This is a genomic window from Mucilaginibacter sp. cycad4, from assembly GCF_034263275.1.
Lineage (GTDB): Bacteria > Bacteroidota > Bacteroidia > Sphingobacteriales > Sphingobacteriaceae > Mucilaginibacter.
On record NZ_CP139559.1, the window covers coordinates 300,962 to 322,967 of the forward strand.

At 42.1% G+C, this 22,006-nt stretch carries 13 protein-coding genes; 9 read left to right on the plus strand and 4 right to left on the minus strand.

Annotation, left to right across the window (positions count from 1 at the left end; all coding sequences use genetic code 11):
- Positions 1–215 precede the first annotated feature (215 nt).
- Both SNE26_RS01355 and SNE26_RS01360 read left to right on the plus strand, forming a co-directional pair.
- Positions 216–1,085, plus strand: coding sequence for an inositol oxygenase family protein (locus SNE26_RS01355; protein ID WP_321557593.1), 870 nt, complete (start codon positions 216–218; stop codon positions 1,083–1,085).
- Between the two features lie 250 nt (positions 1,086–1,335).
- Complete coding sequence (locus SNE26_RS01360; protein ID WP_321557594.1) at positions 1,336–1,929, plus strand: sigma-70 family RNA polymerase sigma factor; 594 nt, start codon at positions 1,336–1,338, stop codon at positions 1,927–1,929.
- A gap of 193 nt (positions 1,930–2,122) precedes the next feature.
- Here the strand turns inward: SNE26_RS01360 and SNE26_RS01365 are convergent, their stop codons facing one another.
- Positions 2,123–2,755, minus strand: coding sequence for a methyltransferase domain-containing protein (locus tag SNE26_RS01365; protein ID WP_321557595.1), 633 nt, complete (start codon positions 2,753–2,755; stop codon positions 2,123–2,125).
- Between the two features lie 172 nt (positions 2,756–2,927).
- Here SNE26_RS01365 and SNE26_RS01370 point away from each other — a divergent pair, with 172 nt between their 5' ends.
- From SNE26_RS01370 to SNE26_RS01380, 3 genes are all read left to right on the plus strand, one after another.
- Positions 2,928–3,932, plus strand: a complete 1,005-nt coding sequence (locus SNE26_RS01370) for a FecR domain-containing protein (RefSeq protein WP_321557596.1) — start codon at positions 2,928–2,930, stop codon at positions 3,930–3,932.
- 270 nt (positions 3,933–4,202) lie between these two features.
- Positions 4,203–7,472 carry a TonB-dependent receptor gene (locus SNE26_RS01375; RefSeq protein ID WP_321557597.1) on the plus strand — a complete coding sequence of 1,090 codons (3,270 nt, stop codon included), beginning with the start codon at positions 4,203–4,205 and terminating at the stop codon, positions 7,470–7,472.
- A 20-nt stretch (positions 7,473–7,492) separates the two neighbouring features.
- Positions 7,493–9,085, plus strand: coding sequence for a RagB/SusD family nutrient uptake outer membrane protein (locus SNE26_RS01380; protein WP_321557598.1), 1,593 nt, complete (start codon positions 7,493–7,495; stop codon positions 9,083–9,085).
- A gap of 75 nt (positions 9,086–9,160) precedes the next feature.
- On the opposite strand, the gene SNE26_RS01385 is transcribed toward SNE26_RS01380, so the two are convergent.
- The gene (locus SNE26_RS01385; protein ID WP_321557599.1) at positions 9,161–10,045 is read right to left on the minus strand and encodes an AraC family transcriptional regulator; all 885 of its coding nucleotides are present in this window, start codon (positions 10,043–10,045) and stop codon (positions 9,161–9,163) included.
- Between the two features lie 130 nt (positions 10,046–10,175).
- On the opposite strand from SNE26_RS01385, the gene ppsA reads away from it, so the two are divergent.
- Together ppsA and fbp are read left to right on the plus strand one after the other, a co-directional pair.
- Positions 10,176–12,629, plus strand: coding sequence for a phosphoenolpyruvate synthase (gene ppsA / locus SNE26_RS01390; RefSeq protein ID WP_321557600.1), 2,454 nt, complete (start codon positions 10,176–10,178; stop codon positions 12,627–12,629).
- A 79-nt stretch (positions 12,630–12,708) separates the two neighbouring features.
- Positions 12,709–13,755: a class 1 fructose-bisphosphatase gene (gene fbp / locus SNE26_RS01395; RefSeq protein ID WP_321557601.1), complete on the plus strand. Its 1,047-nt coding sequence runs from the start codon at positions 12,709–12,711 to the stop codon at positions 13,753–13,755.
- Between the two features lie 195 nt (positions 13,756–13,950).
- Here fbp and katG read toward each other — a convergent pair whose 3' ends face one another.
- Entirely contained in the window at positions 13,951–16,227 is a 2,277-nt protein-coding gene (katG, locus tag SNE26_RS01400) for a catalase/peroxidase HPI (protein ID WP_321557602.1), read from the minus strand.
- Positions 16,228–17,127: 900 nt separating this feature from the next.
- On the opposite strand from katG, the gene SNE26_RS01405 reads away from it, so the two are divergent.
- On the plus strand, positions 17,128–18,687 hold the full coding sequence (locus SNE26_RS01405) for a beta-N-acetylhexosaminidase (RefSeq protein ID WP_321557603.1): 1,560 nt from the start codon (positions 17,128–17,130) through the stop codon (positions 18,685–18,687).
- A 33-nt stretch (positions 18,688–18,720) separates the two neighbouring features.
- Here the strand turns inward: SNE26_RS01405 and SNE26_RS01410 are convergent, their stop codons facing one another.
- Positions 18,721–19,785, minus strand: a complete 1,065-nt coding sequence (locus SNE26_RS01410) for a LacI family DNA-binding transcriptional regulator (RefSeq protein ID WP_321557604.1) — start codon at positions 19,783–19,785, stop codon at positions 18,721–18,723.
- A 203-nt stretch (positions 19,786–19,988) separates the two neighbouring features.
- Between SNE26_RS01410 and SNE26_RS01415 the strand changes: the two genes are divergently transcribed.
- Complete coding sequence (locus SNE26_RS01415) at positions 19,989–21,944, plus strand: sialate O-acetylesterase (protein WP_321557605.1); 1,956 nt, start codon at positions 19,989–19,991, stop codon at positions 21,942–21,944.
- The last annotated feature ends 62 nt before the right edge of the window (positions 21,945–22,006 follow it).

A 22,006-nucleotide genomic window follows, 5' to 3' on the forward strand; every position in this document is an offset into this window, starting at 1 on the left:
CGGTGTAACTTAATCGTTTACGTAAATAAATATTGCAGTTAATATAAAAGCACCGTTTTTTTTATCAAAATTTAATCATTATAAAACTAAACGGAGCATTTAATTACAGCCCCCAATAAAAGTTTATTGCCACAATACTTAATTGGATTTTTCTGTGGTTGGGTTGGGGGACAATAAAGATCAAGATGCTTATTATTTAATGAAAGGTTTACGATATGGAAAAGTTAACTGAAAAAGAGATATCGCCATTGTCAAGTCTTGACGTATGGGAAGATGATGTATTGAGCAGGTACCCCGAGCCGGGAACCGAGAAGGCCAAAGAGGAGTTCAGGGTTTATAACGACGATGAAAATAACCCGGTGCGGGAGTTTTACAGGCTTAACCATACTTATCAAACCTATGGCAATGTATTGGCCAAAAAGGCAAACTTTTTAAAGTTTGATAAAAAAGAAATGCCATGGTGGTCGGCAATGGAATATCTGAATACGCTGGTTGATGAATCAGATCCGGATATTTCGCTTGATCAGTTGCAGCATTTATTGCAAACATCTGAGGCTATCCGTGCCGATGGTCATCCGGATTGGTTTGTATTAACAGGCTTTATCCATGATTTAGGCAAGGTGCTTTGCCTTTTTGGCGAACCGCAATGGAATGTAGTGGGCGATTCGTTCCCGGTAGGCTGTAAGTTTTCGGATAAGATAGTTTACCCCGAATTTTTTGCTGCAAACCCCGATAATGATGATGAGCGTTACAATACCAAATATGGTGTATATTCACATCAATGCGGGCTCGACAACGTGCATATGTCATGGGGGCATGATGAGTACCTATACCACATTACCAAAGATTATTTGCCCGAAGAAGCTTTGTACATGATCCGTTACCACTCTTTTTACTCGCAGCACCGCGAAAAGGCATACGATCATTTATTGAATGCGCATGACCAGGAGATGTTTAAATGGGTTGATAAATTTAATCCGTACGATCTGTACTCTAAAAGTCCGAAACCTCCGGTAGTATCTGAGTTAAAACCTTATTATGAGGATTTGATTGCCAAATATTTGCCCGCGACAGTTAAATTATAAAGGGCTGTAATTTCAGCCGGTTTTATCTTGGCCAGTTAAATTAACTTGTTTTGCTCAGGCTGTAAAAAAAGTAATTTTATAACCTGGGCAAAACTTTACAAAAGGCTATAAAGCCTCCTTTTAACCAATTACTGAATAAATTATTAATGATGTTGCTGTGAAGCAGATTTATTGATAAAAAAATAGTTGTATTTTTCACAATAATTCCTACCTATTAATTAATGAATAAATAAATAATTACCAGGTTTTTATGAATACAAACGGAGATAAAGATTTAGTGTTTCGCTTACACGATGATGACATCGGTGCATTTGATATGCTTTATCAAAAGTATCACCAGGCCATTTATCGCAATATTTACAAGCTCACTAAAGATGATGACATTGCCTGCGATATTTTGCAGGATATTTTTATAGCCCTTTGGGAAAAACGGGCCGATATTAACCCTGATCAGTCTGTAAGCGGATGGCTTTTTGTGCTTAGCTTTAACAAATCGATCTCCCATCTCCGTAAAAAAGTACGGGAAACCGCAATTGTTAACACCATGCCTTTTGCCGAAATGGAAACCGACAACGGTGATGTACAGTTAATGGACGAGCAATATTATTTATTACAACAGGCTATCAACCAATTATCCCCGCAGCGTAAAAAGGTATTCACCCTTTGCAAGCTGGAAGGAAAAACCTATGAAGAGGCGGCCGAGAGATTGAACCTTTCTAAACATACTGTTAAAGAATACCTTGGGCATGCGGTTGTAGCTGTTAAAAACCATATAAAAGAACATCACGCCGAATGGAAAACAGCAGGCGTTATGATGATTTGTTATTGGATAGGGGGGAATTAATAACGGGCTATTTATTGTAAACTGATTGCTCATTGCACACATTAAGCTTGTGGTTGGTGTAATCTCCATACCAGTTGGCTGGCATTTAATGATGCATAAGGGCACATTAGTTATAAAGCTGAAGGACTACCTGTAGAGTTTGGTAGGTGGTGCGGTGATTACACCGACCTTAAGCAAATAATACCTGAAACTTTCAGACATCCATCTTTTTTCGTCCTACAAATCTGATCACCGACCCTTGGCCGCTGTGATAAAGCCCTTCATTTAAATCGATTTCTGTTTCCAGGAGTTCTAAAATCTCATAATTATTAAAGTCTGTTTTAATTTCCTCTACAGAAAATAGTGATTCGATGTCTCTCGGGCCGCCCATTTTTTCATCCTTTGCCAAATAGTCAAGATGGCTTTTACTAAAAGCCTCGAAAATGATAAGTCCTCCGACGTTTAAATATTTATTAAGGCTTTGATGTACAAGTGATTTGATGTTTGGAGGAAAGTGCGCATAAATGAGGGCGATCACGTCAAATTGTGCCTGTGTGTAATTAAGTTCCTGCAATTCCCCAACCTGGTAATCAATAACTGCCTGTTTCTTTTCTGCAAGCTTCAGCGCTTTCTTTTGCCCCTCAATGCTAATGTCGAATGCAGAAACTGTCCAACCAAGTTTGGCTGCAAAAACAGCATTACGGCCTTCGCCTTCTGCTGGGAAAAGAATTTTGCCTGGTTTTAGAAGTGCCAGTTGTTGTTGCAAAAAATTATTAGGCTGTTCACCATAAGCAAATTCTTCTTCGGCATATCGTTGGTTCCATTTTTCTGTCCAGGTATCTTTCATATAAGGAGTAATTATTTAGCTGTTTGCTTATGATAAAGATAGTATTTAAGTAAGTCAGCACAAGGATTATTGTTCATCGAAAGATTTGCGATTTTTTTAAATTTTCTTTAAAAAATCACAAAACCATCCCCCCCGTTTTAAAGCTCCCGGCGTATTTATATAAAAATAGCTTGTGGAAACTATAGTCAAACGCTTAGAAAGGCTTTATAATACCGAGAATTTAACTCCTGAAGACAGGCGCTGGCTTGCCGAATACCTGCAGGGTGATGTTTCGGAATTATACCTTGTAGCGCTTGAAGGTTTCAGTAAAGATGCACTGGAAAAAAAGATCTCCCTGAGCGGTGAGGCATCTGATCAAATCCTTAAGAATATTCATCAGCGTATTATAAAGCCTCCGCCCCGAAAAGTGTTTCCCCTTTGGCGGGTGCTCTTAAAAGTAGCGGTAGCAGCATCGGTAACAGCCGTTTTTTGTGCGGGCTATATCTTCAGAAAGCAGTTGGATAACTGGCTGAACCCGGTTAATTACCAGGAAACAATAGCACTGAACGGCGAAATAAAACTGATCACTTTACCCGATGGTACAACCATTTGCCTTAATGCCGGCAGCCGGTTAAAGTACCCCGATAAGTTTAAGCAGAACACGCGGGAGGTTACACTTACAGGCGAAGCTTTCTTTAAAGTAGCACACGATAGCAGCAAGCCGTTTATCATCCATTCGGGCAAAATTAAAACCACTGTGTTAGGTACCAGCTTTAATGTTAAAGCTTATAACGAAGATAAATCCATCAAAATTACAGTGGTTAGCGGAAAAGTAGGAGTAATACCAACAGCTTCAAAACATCCGGCTGTATTGCTTACATCAGATATGCAATTGGTATATAACAAAACCAGCAAAACGCTGCTTGCCGAAAAAATTAAGGATGCTTCGTCTGTGATCAGCTGGCAGCAGGGTAACCTGCAATACCATAATACGCCCTTGTTTGATGTTTTGGCTGATGTTCAGCGAAAATATAATGTGACGATCAGGGCCGACAAGAATTTACTGAACTGTACATTATACGCCGATTTTAACAATATGGCATTGGAGAAAGTATTGAAGCTGACGGGGGCCCTTGTAAATGCTCATTTTAAAAAGGAGGGGGATGCCTATACTTTAAAGGGCAAAGGCTGTAATTAATGTACCTGATATACCAATTATATAAGTGCAAATAAAATGTTTGACAACCTAAAAATGAAATTGCTATGAGTTAAACCCAGGAAAGAGAAAAGGATCCTCCAAAATGGCCGGGCCAATTTTGGAGGAAATAAAATGCAAGGATTTTTTTTGGACCATGCACAGGGCCTCTCACAACCGCAGCACGTTCCAGCTTGACCTATAACACTTTAATATAGCAAAAATATGAAAATAAACATACCCGAAAGAGTCTTTCGAACCATAACATATGTTATGAAAATTAATGCGATAATTTTATTAGTTGTCTGTTCACTATCAACCATTGCCATGGCTGGTAACTCATACGGACAAAGCGTACTGGAAAAGCCAGTTACCCTTAAATTAAAAAACACACCACTTTCTGATGCACTGGAGCGGATTTCTGCAAGTACCGGTGTGCGGATCATGTACACAGGGAATAACATTGAAACCGATGTTAAGGTGACACTTACGGCCCGTAACGAAAAGCTGGAAGCTGTTTTGAAAAAAGTTTTATTAGATAACCAATTTACTTATACCGAAGTTGAAGGAAGTTTACTGGTTAAACCGGCACCCAAACCACCGGTAGAGAAAAAAGCAGAGCTTCCCCCGCCTATTATTGTTACGGGATCTGTTGTGGACGATAAGGGGGTACCTTTAATAGGTGTTTCTGTTAAAATAGAAGGCCTTGCAACAGGTGCAGTAACCGATATTGACGGTAAATTCAGGGTTCAGGTCGCTAATGAAAAAGCCGTGCTGGTATTTTCTTATATCGGCTTTGAAACCCAAAAAATTGCTGTAGGTAAACAAACGGCTATAAAGGTTACGTTGCAGCCATCGGCTAATTCGTTATCTACTGTCGTAGTAATAGGTTATGGTACTACTACCAAAAAGGAGCTGACCAGCGCGATTGCTACTGTTAAGGCCGAACAATTTAACGCCGGTGTTGTTGCAACCCCTGCCGATTTATTGGAAGGTAAAGTAGCAGGTTTAAATATCACCAACGATGGTAACCCGAACGGCAAAGCATCGGTAACGTTACGCGGCCCGTCATCAATAAGGGCTGGTGCGGCATCTGTTCCTTTTTATGTAATTGATGGCGTACCCGGCGCCGATTTTAACCTGTTGGCCCCGTCAGATATTGCTTCGATAGATGTATTGAAAGACGCTTCGGCAGCGGCAATTTACGGAACCAGGGCTACCAATGGTGTAATCATCGTCACTACTAAAAAGGCTAAAGCCGGGCAGCTAAGGATGACCTATAACGGATACGGATCATTTGAAAAAGTATCTAACCAGTTTAAAGTTGCCAGCGCCGAGCAGTTAAGGGCCTATGTAAAAGCTAACGGGCAAAGTTTTACCCCTGCGAATGATAACGGTGGAAATACCGATTGGCAAAAAGCGGTTGAACGCAGCACCGGCTTCTCTCAAAATCATAACCTTTCTTTTGGCGGCGGTACCGATAAAACCACTTATAACGGAAGCATAAACTACCTCCAAAATCAGGGTATAGTTAAAAGCAGCGATATGAAGCGTGTTATAGGCAGGCTTAATATCACCCAAAAAGCGCTGAATGATAAGTTGAAACTGGATTTTTCATTAAGCAATTCGGTAACCAATTCCAACCTGTTAGTTAATGATATTCCGCTATCATCGGCAAACGGACAAAGTCCCGGCCTGTTTAAGTCGATAGTTCAATATCTGCCAACGCGTACCATTTATAACGCCGACGGTACCTTTTACAATGATCCTACTTTAAAGCTGGGTTATAACCCCGTAGGGCTTATAACCAACGATAGCTACAAACAAAAAATTAACTTACTACTGGGCAACGTACGCGGTGAGTTGATATTGCCTGCAGGCCTGCTTTACAATTTTAACTTAGCTTACCAGGAAACAAATACCAATAATGACACCTATTACAACTCGGCTTCAGAACTTGCGCCGGGCCTTGGCGGCAAAGCTATCCGTTCAACTTATGAGGATAACAAAAAGCTGTTTGAAAACTATTTAACTTACTCCCATAAGTGGAACGACAAACACGATTTTAAAGCATTATTTGGTTATTCGATAGACCAAACCACAACAGGTAATGGTTTTCAATCAACCAATCAAGGCTTTATTTCGGATGCTACGGGTTCCAGTAATCTGGGTTTAGGTACGCCTGCCGCAGGTTACCGGGTTGATTATGGTAGTGTTAATGTTGAAACTTTACGTTTAATATCTTTTTACTCTCGTCTTAATTACAGCTATAAAGGTAAATATCTTTTGCAGGCATCTTTGCGCCGTGACGGTTCAAATGCCTTTGGTACTAACAAACGCTGGGGATACTTCCCGGCTGCTTCGGCCGCCTGGCGCATCATTGACGAGGGCTTTATGAAATCTCAATCCCTGTTTGATGATTTGAAACTGCGGGTTGGCTATGGTAAAACAGGTAACTCATTGGGTTTCTCTCCTTATACTCCTATAACGCTTTATGGTACTACCGGTAGCTTTTATTACAATGGCGCCTATATTGGCGCAATTGGCGTAACCCAAAATCCTAACCCCGACTTGAAGTGGGAAAGTACAGCTACACTGAACGGCGGTGTTGATTTCTCGTTATTTAAAGGACGTTTGGGCGGTTCGGTTGATATCTACAATAAAAAAACAACCGACATGATCACCTCGGTGCCGGTATCGCTTATTAACAACTTTGTTGGTACAAAAATTGAAAACGTAGGCAGCATGACCAATAAAGGTGTGGAGATAGCGCTTAACGGAACGCCAATAAAAACAAAAGACTTTACCTGGAGCAGCTACGGAAATATTTCATTTAACAAAAATAAGATCACTGCACTGGCACCAAATCTTTCAAAAATATATGCAGGCGATCCGGAAGGGCCGGGACAAAGCGGCATCAAAACATCAATCATTGAAGCCGGTTATCCGCTTGGTGAATTTTACACTTTGAAATACCTTGGTCGCACTAATGGTGTATCTACCTTCCTGGGTGCCAACGGCCAGCCAACAACGACACCCCAAAGTACTGATCAAACTTATGCGGGCAATGCACAGCCAACATATACCTTCGGTTTTGGTAATGATTTTACTTACAAAAACTTTAGCCTTAATTTCTTTTTCAGGGGCCAGGGCGGTAACAAGATCATGAATGCATCATTGGCCAGCTTTAACCAGCCTACCCAGGCTTCGGCGCATGGTGTACCTGTTTTAACACTAAGTGAGCCGGGTACCGATGTTAATGCCAATTTATATTCAACACGTTATCTTGAAAGCGGCGCTTTCATCAGGTTAAGTAATGCTACGCTGGCCTATAAAATAAATGTTGCGGGCAATTATGTGCATGGCATCCGGTTGTATGTTACCGGTACCAATTTATTTATCATCACCAAATACAAAGGCGTCGATCCTGAATTGAACTTAAACATTGATAACCAGGCGAGCGGCCAGTTTATCGGGGTAGACAGCAATAATTTTTATCCAAAAACAAGGAGCTTCCTTGCCGGCGTACAAGTTGATTTATAATAGATTTTAACCTAACAGACATGAATAATTTAAAAAGATATATAAAACCTGGCTTCATTGCCATGTTTATAGGAGCAATTTACCTTTCGGGTTGTACTAAATTGGATATTACACCAAAATCGGCACTTACAACGGCCAATTTTCCAACCACGCCAGCACAGTATGTAGCCGCTACAGGGCCTATCTATACCTCATTTCGTGGAGCGCCAGGCAGGCAATACTGGTTGTTGCAAAATTTAAGTACTGATGAATGCGTACTTGTTGCACGTGGTGGTAACTGGCTTGACGGCGGCACCTATTCAACAGTAAACCTGCACACCGTTACTCCTGATAACAGTATGACTGAAACTTGCTGGTCGGGAGGTTACGGAACCATCAGTTTATGTAACCAGGTATTGTCATTATTGGCACCTACGCCCGAAAGCGATGCAAAAAAGCAAACCATTGCCGAAATTAAAACCATGCGCGCCCTGTCGTACTTTTACCTGATGGATCTTTTTGGTAATGTTCCTATCAGCAAAACTTTTGGCGATACTACCAACCTGGGCACCCAGCCAAGGGCGGCAGTGTTTGCATTTATTGAAAGTGAATTGCTTGGGCAAATTTCTGATCTGAGCGGGACAGCAGGGGTAACTACCTATGGCAGGCCGACCAAAGGTTTGGCGTACGCCATACTCGCAAAAATGTACCTTAACGCGCAATATTATATTGGTACGCCAAGGTACCAGGACGCTGTTACTATGTGCGATAACGTTATAAAAAGCGGTCAGTATGGTTTAGATGCGGATTATTTAGGCATGTTTAAGCCTAATAACGGCCCGGGTATTAAGGACTTTATTTTTGCCATACCTTATGACGGTGTGTTGGCGCAGGGGCAGTATTATTCGCGCTGGACATTAAACCCTAACCTAAAAAATAAGTATAAAATGCCTTACACACCTGACGGCCCCGTCTATACTTACAAAGAATATTATGCTTTGTTTAACGATGCGAATGATATCCGCAAAAAACAATTTTTGGTTGGCAAGCAGTACAATAACGATGGCACACCAATAAATATTACCACAACCAATATCGGGCTTGATGCAAGTTACTCCGGGCCTAATCCAAATGCTACGGTGATCCATCAGTTGGAGTTTACGCCTGATATTGTATGGAAAAACCCGGCAACTTTTGACATTGGTAACGACGAACTTGCCAACGAAGAAGGTTACAGGAACAATAAGTTTTATCCGGACAGCCTAAATACAGACCGTAACCAGGGCAATGATGTGCCTATGTTCAGGTATGCCGATATTTTACTGGAAAAAGCCGAAGCTATTTTACGCGGCGCATCAGCAACCAATGGCGATTCGCCTTTATCATTGGTTAACCAGGTTAGGGCGCGTGCAAAAGCTTCGCCTTTGACTACTGTAACGCTGTCTGATATATTGGATGAGCGTGGCCGCGAGTTCTCTATGGAAATGTGGAGACGTAATGACCTGATCCGTTTTGGCCAGTTTGAAAAGCCATGGGGCATAAAAACAGATGCTAATCCTAATAAACGTATTTTCCCGATCCCAAGACCGGAAATGCAGTTGAACCCGAAACTGGTACAAAATCCGGGTTATTAATTTAATTTCTATTATTTATTTAGCAAATGCAGGTCGTAAAAAGCCTGCATTTGCTTTTTTAGGGTCTTATTAATCTTAAAACTCTCTGAATTTTCTCCGATATTCCATCGGGGTATTGCCGGTAGCTAATTTGAAATACCTGTTAAAATTTGAAAGGTTGTTAAACCCCGAATCGCGGCAAATTGAATTTATATTTTCATTGGTCTCCCTGATCAGTTTACACGAGTTTTCTATTCTTACGGTCAGTAAAAAATCAAAATAGGTTTGGCCGGTACGCAATTTAAAATAATGGCAAAACGCCTTAGGTACCATGTGGATAATGTTTGCTATGTCTTTAAGTTTAATGTCCTTATAGAAATTGTCCATCGTATATAAATAGATCTTCGTTAACCTCAACTCATCTATTCTGTTGAAGACCTTTTTTTCTGTTTGACCTGCCACGTTTGAGATTTGTTCGCCCTCAGCAATTTTATTTAACAGCTGCAGCAACAAAGGAAGTTGTTCATGCTTAGCCGAATTTTCTATTTGCCGGATAAAGTCGACGGCAATAGCTTTTGAATTACTATTGATCAACAGCCCGCTTTTAGCGCTGTTTAAAAGATTGTTCAGGAGGCTGTTTTCAGGCAGCGTCATGAAAGTACTTCCTAATTTATTCGGATCAAAATGAAGGGTGAGCAGTTGCAGCGGTTTGGGGATCTTACCGCTTTTCATGGAGTAATCATAATAGCGGTTAGTTTCAAACTTGAACATATGAGGTACATTACAACCAATCATCATCATAGTATCTCCCGAAATTCTCTTTGATGTATTTCCTATCGAAAAAGTTCCTTCTCCGCTTATAATATAGATCAGCTCCAGCTCTGGATGGTTGTGGAAATTGTTGATGGCATGATAAGTATTTGCTTCGGCTATTGTAAAAGCTGAATTGTCGACCTTTAAAATTTGCTCGAAAAATTCCATTATTTTATACTATAGTAATAATAAAAAATAAAAATAGATAATATGTTGTGAATATAGTATTACTTTTTATGAATATTTAAGCATCGCACAGTTTACTAAGTGGTTAACTTCGTTTTATAAAATTTTAGCCATGAAGGAAAAGAAATTTACTATGAAACTTATTGAAGCTTCAATAGGTGACATTGAATTAGTAGGAGGTAAAAATGCTTCGCTTGGAGAAATGATGCAGAACATCTCTCAATTTGGCATTGATATTCCTGATGGGTTTATCATCACAAGTAAGGCCTACTACCAGTTCATCGCAGACAATCAACTTGATAAGCAGATCAGGGACATTATTGAGGATAAAGATGTTACCGATTTGAAGGTTCTTTTATCCTGTGGCAGTAAAATAAGGGGACTTATACAAAACGGCCGGTTTTCTACCGCAATGGAAAATGAGATTGTTGAGGCCTATAAGGAGCTATTGATTCAATACAAAGATCACTCCGGCGATGTTGCAGTTCGCTCGTCGGCCACCGCCGAAGACTTGCCCGATGCTTCATTTGCAGGCCAGCAAGACACTTATTTAAATATAAGCGGAGAGGAAAGCTTGTTAACAGCTATAAAAAATTGCTTTGCCTCATTATTTACCGATAGGGCAATCAGTTACAGGACATCATTTAATTATGATCATTTTAACATTGGCCTTTCTGTTTGTGTGCAAAAAATGGTCCGTTCGGATAAAGGCGTTTCAGGAGTTGCATTTTCATTAGATACCGAAAGCGGTTTTAAAGATGCAGTTATTATCAATGGATCGTACGGTTTGGGCGAAATGGTGGTGCAGGGATCTGTTAATCCCGACGAATTTATTGTTTATAAGCCATTGTTGAAAAGCGGTTTCAGATCCATCCTTGAAAAAAAATTGGGCAAAAAACATAAAAAAATGATTTATGGAAGGCCCGGGGAAGCAGCCGTAACAATCATTGACACCCCTGTTGAAGAAAGCTCAAGGTTTTGCTTGTCTGACGATCAGATCATTCAGCTAAGTAACTGGGTAATTATCATTGAAGCATATTACACCAAATTGAAAGGCAAATGGTGCCCTATGGATATTGAATGGGCGGTAGACGGGATCAGCGACAGATTGTTTATAGTACAGGCAAGGCCCGAAACTATCCATTCCCGCAAGCAAGTAAACCTGCTTACCGAATTTCGTATCAATGATCCGGACAGAGCAGACAGGATTTTGCTGAAAGGCATTGCTGTTGGCGATAAAATTGCTACAGGCAGGGTGCACAACCTTTCAGGTATCGGAAAACAAAATATCCACGAAATAAACTTTTTGCCCGGCGATATCATGGTAACTGATATGACGGACCCTGACTGGGAGCCGGTAATGAAAAAAGCATCAGCTATCATTACCAATAAGGGCGGCCGAACTTGTCACGCCGCCATTGTTGCCAGGGAATTAGGTGTTCCGGCTATAGTTGGCTGCGAACGGGCAACTGCTATTCTGAAAACCGGCGATGAAATAACCGCTTCATGCGCGGAAGGCGACGCCGGAATTATTTATAGCGGCATAGTGGCGTTTACTAAGCGGGAACATGACCTTAATGACCTGCCTGAAATTGAAACCCCGCTAATGATGAATATCGGATCGCCCGAAATTGCATTTAATTACGCGCATTATCCCGGAAAAGGCGTGGGCCTTGCCAGGGAGGAGTTTATCATCAATAATTATATAAAAATCCACCCGCTGGCCCTGCTCCAGCACAGGAGCCTGAATGATGCCTCATTAACAGCTCATATTGAGGAAGCTATGCTTGGTTATGACAGTGAGGAGGCGTTTTTCATTGAAAAGCTATCCTACGGAATAGCCAGGATAGCCGCTGCATTTTATCCCAATAAAGTAATTGTACGTTTCTCTGATTTTAAAACCAATGAATACTACAATATGCCCGGCGGTAAATATTTTGAACCGAACGAAGAAAATCCAATGATAGGCTGGAGGGGGGCATCCCGGTACTATTCTAAGGTATACAAAAAGGCTTTTGGAATGGAATGCAAGGCTATTACGAAGGTACGCGAAATGATGGGCCTTGATAATGTGGTGGTGATGATCCCTTTTTGCCGCACGGTGAACGAACTTTTATTGGTATACGAAACAATGGAAGAGTATGGCCTGAAACGAGGGGAAAACGGGCTTGAAGTTTACCTGATGGCCGAAGTTCCGTCGAACGTGATTTTGGCCGAGCAGTTTGCTGATTATGTGGATGGTTTTTCAATAGGCTCCAATGATCTTACCCAACTGGTATTGGGGCTCGACCGTGATTCATCATTGGTAGCGGGTTTGTATAACGAGCGTAATGACGCCGTAAAATTCATGATCTCATCGTTAATAAAAACAGCGAAGAAAAGAGGCGTGAAAGTGGGGATCTGTGGGCAGGGGCCATCTGATTACCCTGATTTTGCCCAGTTCCTGGTAGAAGAGGGGATTGACAGTATCTCCGTTACCCCCGACTCGTTTTTTAAAACCGTAATGGCCATCAGGAAGATAGAGGATGAGATTGAAACGGCAAAACGGCTCTGTCTATCTGCCTGACAATTGAAATTCATTAACTAATTCTAACAACCGCTACCCGGCTCCGGGTGGCGGTACTAATCTTAAAAATATTATTGATATGAAAACCGTAAAAACTTTAGGCCAATTTATTATTGAAAAACAAGCAGAATTTCCTTATGCCAAAGGCGAACTCTCCAGGCTGCTGAGAGACATTGGGATTGCGGCAAAAGTTGTTAACAGGGAAGTTAACAGAGCAGGATTGGCTGATCTGACCCTCGATAACGGTTCGGTAAACGTACAGGGCGAAAGTCAGAAAAAGCTGGATGTTTTTGCTAATGAGCAGTTTATTTCGGCCTTACAGCAGGGCGGTGAATGTTGCATTGTGGTATCGGAAGAAAATGATGAATATATCGATATTGACAGCGAAATTTCAAAGCATGCTAAATATATTGTAGCGATTGACCCACTGGACGGCTCGTCCAACATCGATGTAAATGTGAGCGTGGGCACCATTTTTTCCATCTACCGCCGGAAAACAACCGATGGAAGGGCTACCATTAAAGATGTTTTACAAAGGGGCACCGAGCAGGTAGCGGCGGGATATGTAATTTATGGTTCATCGACAATGCTGGTTTATACTACCGGGAAAGGGGTGAACGGGTTCACCTTAGATCCCTCTTTGGGGGAGTTTTGCCTGTCGCATCCCAAAATGCGTATTCCTGACGATGGTGTTATCTATTCTATAAACGAAGGCTATTATTCCCATTTTCCTGATGGGGTAAAGAAATATATCAAATACTGCCAGGTGGAGGATGTAACAACAAACAGGCCGTTTAAAGCAAGGTATATCGGATCGATGGTAGCCGACCTGCATAGGAATATGATAAAAGGAGGGATCTTTATTTACCCTGCAAATGCCAGCGACCCGAAAGGGAAATTGCGTTTAATTTATGAGTGTAACCCTATGGCTTTCATCATTGAACAGGCTGGGGGGAAAGCCAGTAACGGATACGAACGTATTTTGGACCTCGAGGTTACAGAACTGCACCAGCGTTCGGGTATCTTCATCGGTTCAAAAAAAATGGTAAACAAGGCCGAGGAAATGATGAAGCGCTTTTCGCCAATTACAACCAATGTTGACTATAGTTATATGGAGTTAATATAAGGAAGCTAAAAGCAAAATGCCTAAGGCTATAAATTGATTTAAAGACAAACCGGGGGAGCGGGGGCGCTATTTAAGTTTACCCGGATTTTTAATTAAAAAACTGTGAGTATTATTTTACTTGTAACTACACGCAAAATAATAGCTCACAGTTGTGTTTATAAGCTAACGTTGTGCTTTACAGCGTCGCTTTTAATATTAAGCCAGGTCAAACCTGTCAAGGTTCATTACCTTGGTCCAGGCAGCTACAAAATCTTTAACAAATTTGTCTTGTCCATCGGTGCTTCCGTATACTTCGGCAATAGCTCTTAGTTCGGCATTGGAGCCTAACACAAGGTCGGCGCGGGTCGCTGTCCATTTTACTGTACCGCTGGCACGGTCACTGCCTTCGTAAAGTTCCCTGTCGGCAGCTACAGCTTTCCATGCAGTGCCCATATCAAGCAGGTTTACAAAGAAATCGTTACTAAGCACACCCTCACGTGAGGTAAACACGCCATGTTTCGATCCGTCAAAATTGATGTTTAATACACGCAGGCCGCCCAATAGCACAGTTAGTTCAGGTGCTGTTAGTGTAAGCAAATGTGCTTTATCTGTCAGTAATTCTTCGGTAGACACCGCGAACCTTGATCTGCGGTAGTTACGGAAACCATCGGCTGCCGGCTCCAGGTAACCGAATGATTCTACATCGGTTTCCTCCTGTGAAGCATCAGTACGGCCTGCGGTAAATGGAACGGTAATATCATGTCCGCCATCTTTGGCTGCTTTTTCAACAGCAACAGATCCGGCTAATGCAATCAGATCGGCCAGGGAAACTTTTTTGCCATCAGTTTGGGCGCCGTTAAACTCTTTTTGGATGCCTTCAAGTACGCTCAATACTTTTTGTAACTGCGTTGGGTTGTTTACCTGCCAGTATCTTTGCGGGGCCAGGCGGATGCGGGCACCATTTATACCGCCGCGTTTATCAGTACCGCGAAAGGTAGAAGCAGCAGCCCAGGCAGTTGAAACCAATTCAGAGATACTTAAGCCCGATGCCAATATCTTTCCCTTTAAAGCTGCAATGTCACTTTCAACTATCGGTGCATAATCGGCAGCAGGTATAGGGTCCTGCCAAAGTAATATTTCTTCAGGTACATCAGCACCGAGGTAACGTACCCTCGGTCCCATATCACGGTGGGTTAATTTAAACCATGCACGTGCAAAAGCATCTGCAAATTGGTCCGGATTTTCAAGGAAACGTCTTGATACCTTTTCATAAGCAGGATCAAACCTTAATGCAAGGTCGGTAGTAAGCATGGTTGGCAAATGCTTTTTCAACGCATCGTAAGCATCGGGGATAATAGCTTCTGCATTTTTAGCTACCCATTGATGGGCGCCTGCCGGGCTTTTGGTTAGTTCCCATTCAAAACCAAATAAGTTTTCGAAAAAGTTATTGCTCCATTTGGTTGGCGTTGTGGTCCAGGTTACTTCCAGCCCACTGGTAATAGTATCGGCGCCTTTACCAGAGCCATAACCGTTGTGCCAGCCAAAGCCCTGCGATTCAATGTCAGAAGCTTCGGGCTCTTTACCTACGTTATCTGCAGATGCAGCACCATGGGTTTTGCCAAAAGTGTGACCGCCTGCAATTAAAGCAACGGTTTCCTCATCATTCATGGCCATACGACCGAAAGTATCCCGGATATCTTTAGCAGCCATGATCGGATCGGGGTTGCCATCCGGGCCTTCGGGATTTACGTAGATCAGGCCCATTTGCACTGCAGCGAGCGGTTTTTCGAGGTTGCGTGAGTGAATATCACCATCGGCATCATCATCTGATACCAGCACCCCATGACCTTCCTGTACTCCCGGTGAGCCATGCGCATAACGGATATCGCCGCCAAGCCAGGTGGTTTCTGCACCCCAGTATACAGATTCATCTGCTTCCCAGGCATCCTCACGTCCGCCGGCAAAGCCAAAGGTTTTAAAACCCATTGATTCAAGCGCTATGTTACCGGTAAGGATCATCAGGTCGGCCCATGAAATTTTTCGGCCATATTTTTGTTTAATGGGCCAAAGCAGCCTGCGGGCCTTATCAAGGCTTACATTATCCGGCCAGCTGTTAAGCGGCGCAAAACGTTGCAAACCAGCACCGGCACCGCCGCGGCCGTCACCTACACGATAGGTGCCGGCACTGTGCCAGGCCATCCGGATAAACAAACCGCCATAGTGGCCAAAATCTGCCGGCCACCAATCCTGTGAGTCGGTCATAAGCGCATGGAGATCTTTTTTTACAGCTTCAAGGTCGAGGCTTTTAAAGGCTTCGGCATAATTAAAGCTTTCTCCCATCGGGTTTGATAATGAAGAGTGCTGGCGCAGGATGTTAAGCTTTAACTGGTTAGGCCACCAATTGTGGTTCCGTGTACCGCCGCCGCCAACATTGTGTTTCATAGTGCCGTTGTGAAACGGGCATTTACTGATGTCATTTGATCCGTTTTCCATAATTATATTTATATATTGAATGGGCTCCCTAAACCCTGGTTGGGTATTAAGTTTTATAAAATTATGATGTTAAAGTCAACAATCACAATCGATTAATTCTATGTGCTGATAGTTAAAAACTATAGCATAGCTAAACGATATCAACCCTTTCAAAAGAGGGGAAAGCTACCTTTTATACCTGCAAATAGAAACCAGGGTTCTTCTGTATCGGTAAAGCATAACAGGAATTAACTTAATTAATAAGTAAAAACCACCTTTTTTTACCTGTTTGCCCGTATTTATAGTTGATTTGTTTAGATTTGCAACAACCTTAAATCTTATCAGCATGAATAAAAATTATCCCATCCTGCAACAATACCTGTATTCAATACGTCTTGTTAAAATATAAGGGGTTTCCCGGATACTTCTTTATTTATCGGATTGTTGAACTATCCCGGGTAAAAGGTTCATGTTGTTAATTAAAAAATTTACCAGGCAGCAACGCTGCCTGCAACGATATTCCCGATAGTTCTTTAATGGGTATTTTCATTGTAAAATACAGTTTTAGTTAAAAAAACAATGTGTTAGCCAGGGATAGCACATTGTTTATTCATCTTGCTTTACCGGTTGCTCTAACCGGCTTTGAACTTTCTGATAATTGTTATAAAATTTGTGATACATTTTATGTGAAGCCGAAAGCAGAATGCAAAGCTTAAAGCTAATGGATTGATTATTAATGCGGTTTAATTGCTTTTATGAAGCTAATTAATAGATTCTATATAAATATTCAGTAAAGCTGTTTTTGAACGGCTTTTTTTATTTGTAAATGCTTATTATTGTTTACGTGTGCGTACACGTAAAATGATAATCCAAATTAAACCTCCACCTTCAGTTGAGCAATAATGATAAAATAGAATTGCTATGAAACGCCATTTGCAACGCAGCTTAATATTGATCCTGTTTATTACAGGTTTGAACTTTTCGGTATCGGCCGTCGATATAAAGCCGGTCGACTCGGTTAGGATAAAAGGTTTCCACCTCGATATGCGCATCCAGGTAATGAAGTTGCCTGCATTAAAAAAGTTTGTACTAAACTTAAGCAATAACGGCATCAATACCCTGGTAATGGAATGGGAGGGAAGTTACCCGTTTGTGAAAGAACCCCTTATTGCCAATAGGTATGCTTATTCAAGAGAGGAGGTCCGCGATTTTGTTAACTATTGCAATTCGCTTCATATCCAGGTGATCCCGCTGCAGCAAAGCTTCGGGCATGTAGAGTATATCCTTCGCAACTATAAATATGTCGCCCTGCGCGAAGATCAGAAAGATTTTAGCCAGGTTTGCCCAAGTGAGCCCGAATTAAATAAGAAGCTATTCACCACCCTTTACACTGATTTGGTTTCAACGCATAACTCGCCCTGCATCCATATCGGTGGCGACGAAACCTACTTACTGGGACACTGTGAAAAATGCAAAAAGCGAGCGGCCGAAATAGGCTTGTCGCGATTGTATTTTGACCATATTAAAATGCTGTGCGATATTGTAGTAAGTTTAGGCAAACGACCAATTGTATGGGCTGATATTGCCCTGAAATATCCGGATTACATTAGCCTGCTGCCCAAAGAAACTATTTTTGTTGACTGGAACTATGGCTGGGACGTGAACCATTTTGGCGACCATGCCAAACTGTTAAAATCAGGATATGAGATCTGGGGATCGCCGGCCATCAGGAGCTATCCGGATAACTATTTTCTTACCGACTGGCAAAAGCATTTCAATAACATCAGGGATTTTATTCCGCTATCGCGAAAGCTGGGTTATAAAGGCATCGTCATGACGTCATGGTCAACCTCGGGTGTTTATTCCTCCTTGTTTGAGTCGGAAGATGAACTGATCGACCTGTTTGCTATTCGCCATGTATACCCTTTAAACGGTTTCAATATCCTGGTGAGCTATTATTTAAGTACACTAAATAGCGACGAAAAGTTAACTAATGATCAGTTCATCATCAATTATTGTAATACCCGTTATGGCTTAAACTCGCAGCAGGCTATGCAGTTTAAGCATGCTTTATTTGCAACACCATATAATGTGGTTCATGGCAAGGTTATATCGCCAAAGGAAATTACGGTAAGCCAGTTGCTGGATAGCGCGACAAATGCCCTGAACGTGCTGAAATCATTGAAACCGATAAGAGAGGAGCAGGAAGTTAGGCATTATGTTTTAATGGCCGGGATCAGGGTGTATTACCTTAGGTACATGAAAATTGAAGCTGAAGTAAACTCACCCGGTTTTTCTGCTGATCAGGTTCCGGTGTGCTTAACAAAACTCGATAAATTATTAGCTGATGAACAAAAGCTGAACGTTGAGTTCACTGCGCTTAATAAGGATTTTCTTTATAAATCAGCGCTCGATGAGGAAAATCTATTGAGGAGCCAGAAAATCCACGTGCTGTACAATCGTTTGGCTAAAGTAAAATGAAGATTGAAGCATTCAGATTGCTTGTAATTTAAACTAACCATTATAAAACCGGTAGTTTTCTTTCGTGATGATATCAATAGGCATATAAGTTGATTTTTCAACCTCGCTTATTTTAAAAAGATGTTTGTAAAGTGCCATAACACCAAGGTAGCCCTGTTCTTTAGGGCGCTGGCAAATCAGGAAGGTAATTTGGCCGGTTATAAGGTAATCGATATTCTTTTTCAAAAAATCATAACCCACAAGCAAAATGTCTGTTCTTTTATGTTTTACTAAAATTTCGGCTATAACGTTCACCCTTGAGTTGGTTACAAAAATGGCTTTGATGGCAGCCTCAGCCGTTAAAGCAGTTAATAATGTTTTTTCTGCTGCGTCAAATTTGGTGTCATTGATATAGAGGGTTACAACCTTGTTGGCATTCCCGCTGCTCTCAAAAAAACTTTTAAATCCCTGTTCCTTCCGCAGGAGGTGATGGTTATTTTCGAGATCGGTTGATATGTTTACCGTTAAAATTTTATCCTGCTTTTGAATGGCAAGACTGATAAGCTGGGCGGCAAGTTTACCGCTTTGATAAAGCTCGGGACCAATGTAGGTAAGGCCAGGCTGACCGGGCAAATCCGAATTTATAAATACCAGCGGCAGTTCAAGCTCCAGGATCTTTTTGGCAAAGTCAATTGAATCTTCTACAAATGATGGAGCCATGAGTACAGCGTCTGGCTCGTTTTTCAGCAGTTCATCAGCCGCTGTATGGAAACTGCTTTTTAAGTTGAGATCATAAAAATAATATTTAATGGTTACACCAAATTGCCTGATCTCGTCTGCTGCTTGTTTTATGCCGTTTAAAGGGTAACTCCAATAATCTGTTTCACCAGAAACAGCAGGGATCAGGATAGCAAAATTCAGGATCTTACGGGAGGCTAAAAGGCTGGCCATTTTATTGGGCCGGAAGTTCATTTCCTCAATAATGGCATTGATTTTATTTTTGGTATCTTCAGATACCCCATTTCTGTTATGGATAACCCTGTCGACCGTCCCGATAGATACGTTTGCCCTTCGGGCAATTTCTTTAACACCTGTTAATTCGGTTCCTGTTTTTTTCATGAGCGTGTAATCCAAATGTACTATATTTTGATAATCATTTTTACAGGGGGAGTAATGCCTGAAGCCCGGTTCAATTGTGCCTGTTTATAATTACGGGCAATGTATTAAATGTCGGCAAAACGTTTTTTAAATTGTCAGTTACAGCGCTTAACTTTAAGGCCGGTCAATTCATCAATAACCTAACGTTTGTAAAATAAAACTTAATGAATTTAAAAAAGTATTTACCTGTTGTAATCGGGGGCTTATTGCTAAGCAGCAATGTTTTTTCCAAGGTGGTATTACCTGGGGTTTTTAGCGATAACATGGTTTTGCAGCAAAAAACTATGGCTGGCATATGGGGCACGGCTGATGCCGGTAAAACGGTAACCATTACCTCATCATGGAATAATAAAACTTATACCACCGTTGCCGATGCGGCAGGTAACTGGAAAGTCAAGGTCAAAACCCCATCGTATGGTGGGCCTTATAAAGTTACCGTAACCGATGGCAGCGCCCCCATAGTTTTAAATAATGTACTGATAGGCGAGGTATGGGTTTGTTCCGGCCAGTCGAATATGGAGATGCCCGTGGCCGGCTGGGGCCAGGTGAATAATTATAAAGAAGAAATTGCCAACGCCAATTACCCGGAGATCCGTCTGTTACAGGTATCGCAGGCAACAAACCTTAGCCCGCAAGCCGATATAAAAGTGGCTAATAACGGCTGGATGGTATGCTCGCCTCAAACTATCGGCGAATTTTCGTCGGTGGCTTATTTCTTTGCCAGGGAGATCAATAAACAGGTTAAAATTCCTATCGGCCTCATCAGTTCAAACTGGGGCGGCACTATGATCGAAGCCTGGAGCGATGAAAATACGCTAACTAATAATCCTGCTTTTAGCGCACAGATCAAACAACAGCAGGAATCCGCTAAAACAGAAACGCCATCAACCTTTGCGCAAAAATTGGATGCCTGGAACAAACTTGCTACCGCTGCCGATAGGGGCTATACCAATAATAACGCGTTCAACCCGGATACTGCCGGCTGGCGGAGCATGCTGCTGCCCCAGTTTTTTGAAAAAGGTGCTTTAGGTGATTTCGATGGCGTTGTTTGGTTTCGTAAAAAGATTACCATCCCTGCAGCATGGGCAGGGCAGGATGTAAAGATTAGCCTGGGTAAGATAGATGATAATGAAATAACATTTTTTAACGGTGAAAAGATAGGCGCAACGGATGGTTATACACAGTCGCGCAATTACACTATTCCTGCTGCAAAGATAAGGGCAGGGGAGTCGGTGATCACTGTGCGGGTTTTTGACAGCGGTGGTGGTGGCGGCCTGTATGGCGCCGATGAGATGCAATTAGTATCAGCATCAGGCGAAAAGATCTCCTTAGCCGGTAACTGGGATTATAAAGTAGGTTTTAATATAAAAAGCCTGCCGCCTATGCCTGTTGCCGATAACCCGAACCGTTTGGCTGTACTGTATAATGCCATGATCAATCCGCTTACTCCAATGGCCATCCGTGGTGTTATCTGGTACCAGGGCGAAGCCAATACAGGCAGGTCGGGCCAGTATAAAGAATTGTTTGAGGGCATGATAAACGGCTGGCGCACTACCTGGAACGAAGGTAGTTTTCCGTTTTACTTTGTACAATTAGCCAACTGGCAAAAGCGCGATGCCGAACCGGTCCCTTCGGGCTGGGCCGAGTTGAGAGAGGCCCAAACTCAAACGCTTGAATTGCCTAACACAGGGATGGCTGTGGCTATTGATCTTGGTGAAGCCGAAAATATCCACCCAAAAAATAAACAGGAAGTTGGCCGCAGACTGGCATTGGTAGCACTTGATAAAACCTACCATAAAAAACAGTCATATTCCGGACCTGTGTATAAGTCTCAAAAAATTGATGGCGATAAAATTGAGCTTAGCTTTAATTATACCGATGGCGGTTTAAAAGCGCAGGGCAGCGAAAATCTGCAGGGTTTTGCCGTTGCCGGCGAGGATATGAAGTTTCATTGGGCAAATGCCGTTATAAAAGACAGTAAGGTTATTGTGAGCAGTCCGGATGTTAAAAGCCCGGTTGCAGTAAGGTATGCCTGGGCCAACAACCCGGTAAGTACTTTATACAATGGAGTTGGCCTGCCGGCTTCACCTTTCCGTACGGACAACTGGGTAGGGAGATAATTAAAATGTGCCATTGCGAGAGGTACGAAGCAATCCCAAGCTATGCGGGGCGAACCTGCTCA

Coding starts and splice junctions, on each gene's coding strand:
- SNE26_RS01355 (WP_321557593.1), top strand. CDS start 216: ATGGAAAAGTTAACTGAAAAAGAGATATCGCCATTGTCAAGTCTTGAC.
- SNE26_RS01360 (WP_321557594.1), top strand. CDS start 1,336: ATGAATACAAACGGAGATAAAGATTTAGTGTTTCGCTTACACGATGAT.
- SNE26_RS01365 (WP_321557595.1), bottom strand. CDS start 2,755: ATGAAAGATACCTGGACAGAAAAATGGAACCAACGATATGCCGAAGAA.
- SNE26_RS01375 (WP_321557597.1), top strand. CDS start 4,203: ATGAAAATTAATGCGATAATTTTATTAGTTGTCTGTTCACTATCAACC.
- SNE26_RS01380 (WP_321557598.1), top strand. CDS start 7,493: ATGAATAATTTAAAAAGATATATAAAACCTGGCTTCATTGCCATGTTT.
- SNE26_RS01385 (WP_321557599.1), bottom strand. CDS start 10,045: ATGGAATTTTTCGAGCAAATTTTAAAGGTCGACAATTCAGCTTTTACA.
- ppsA (WP_321557600.1), top strand. CDS start 10,176: ATGAAGGAAAAGAAATTTACTATGAAACTTATTGAAGCTTCAATAGGT.
- fbp (WP_321557601.1), top strand. CDS start 12,709: ATGAAAACCGTAAAAACTTTAGGCCAATTTATTATTGAAAAACAAGCA.
- katG (WP_321557602.1), bottom strand. CDS start 16,227: ATGGAAAACGGATCAAATGACATCAGTAAATGCCCGTTTCACAACGGC.
- SNE26_RS01405 (WP_321557603.1), top strand. CDS start 17,128: ATGAAACGCCATTTGCAACGCAGCTTAATATTGATCCTGTTTATTACA.
- SNE26_RS01410 (WP_321557604.1), bottom strand. CDS start 19,785: ATGAAAAAAACAGGAACCGAATTAACAGGTGTTAAAGAAATTGCCCGA.
- SNE26_RS01415 (WP_321557605.1), top strand. CDS start 19,989: ATGAATTTAAAAAAGTATTTACCTGTTGTAATCGGGGGCTTATTGCTA.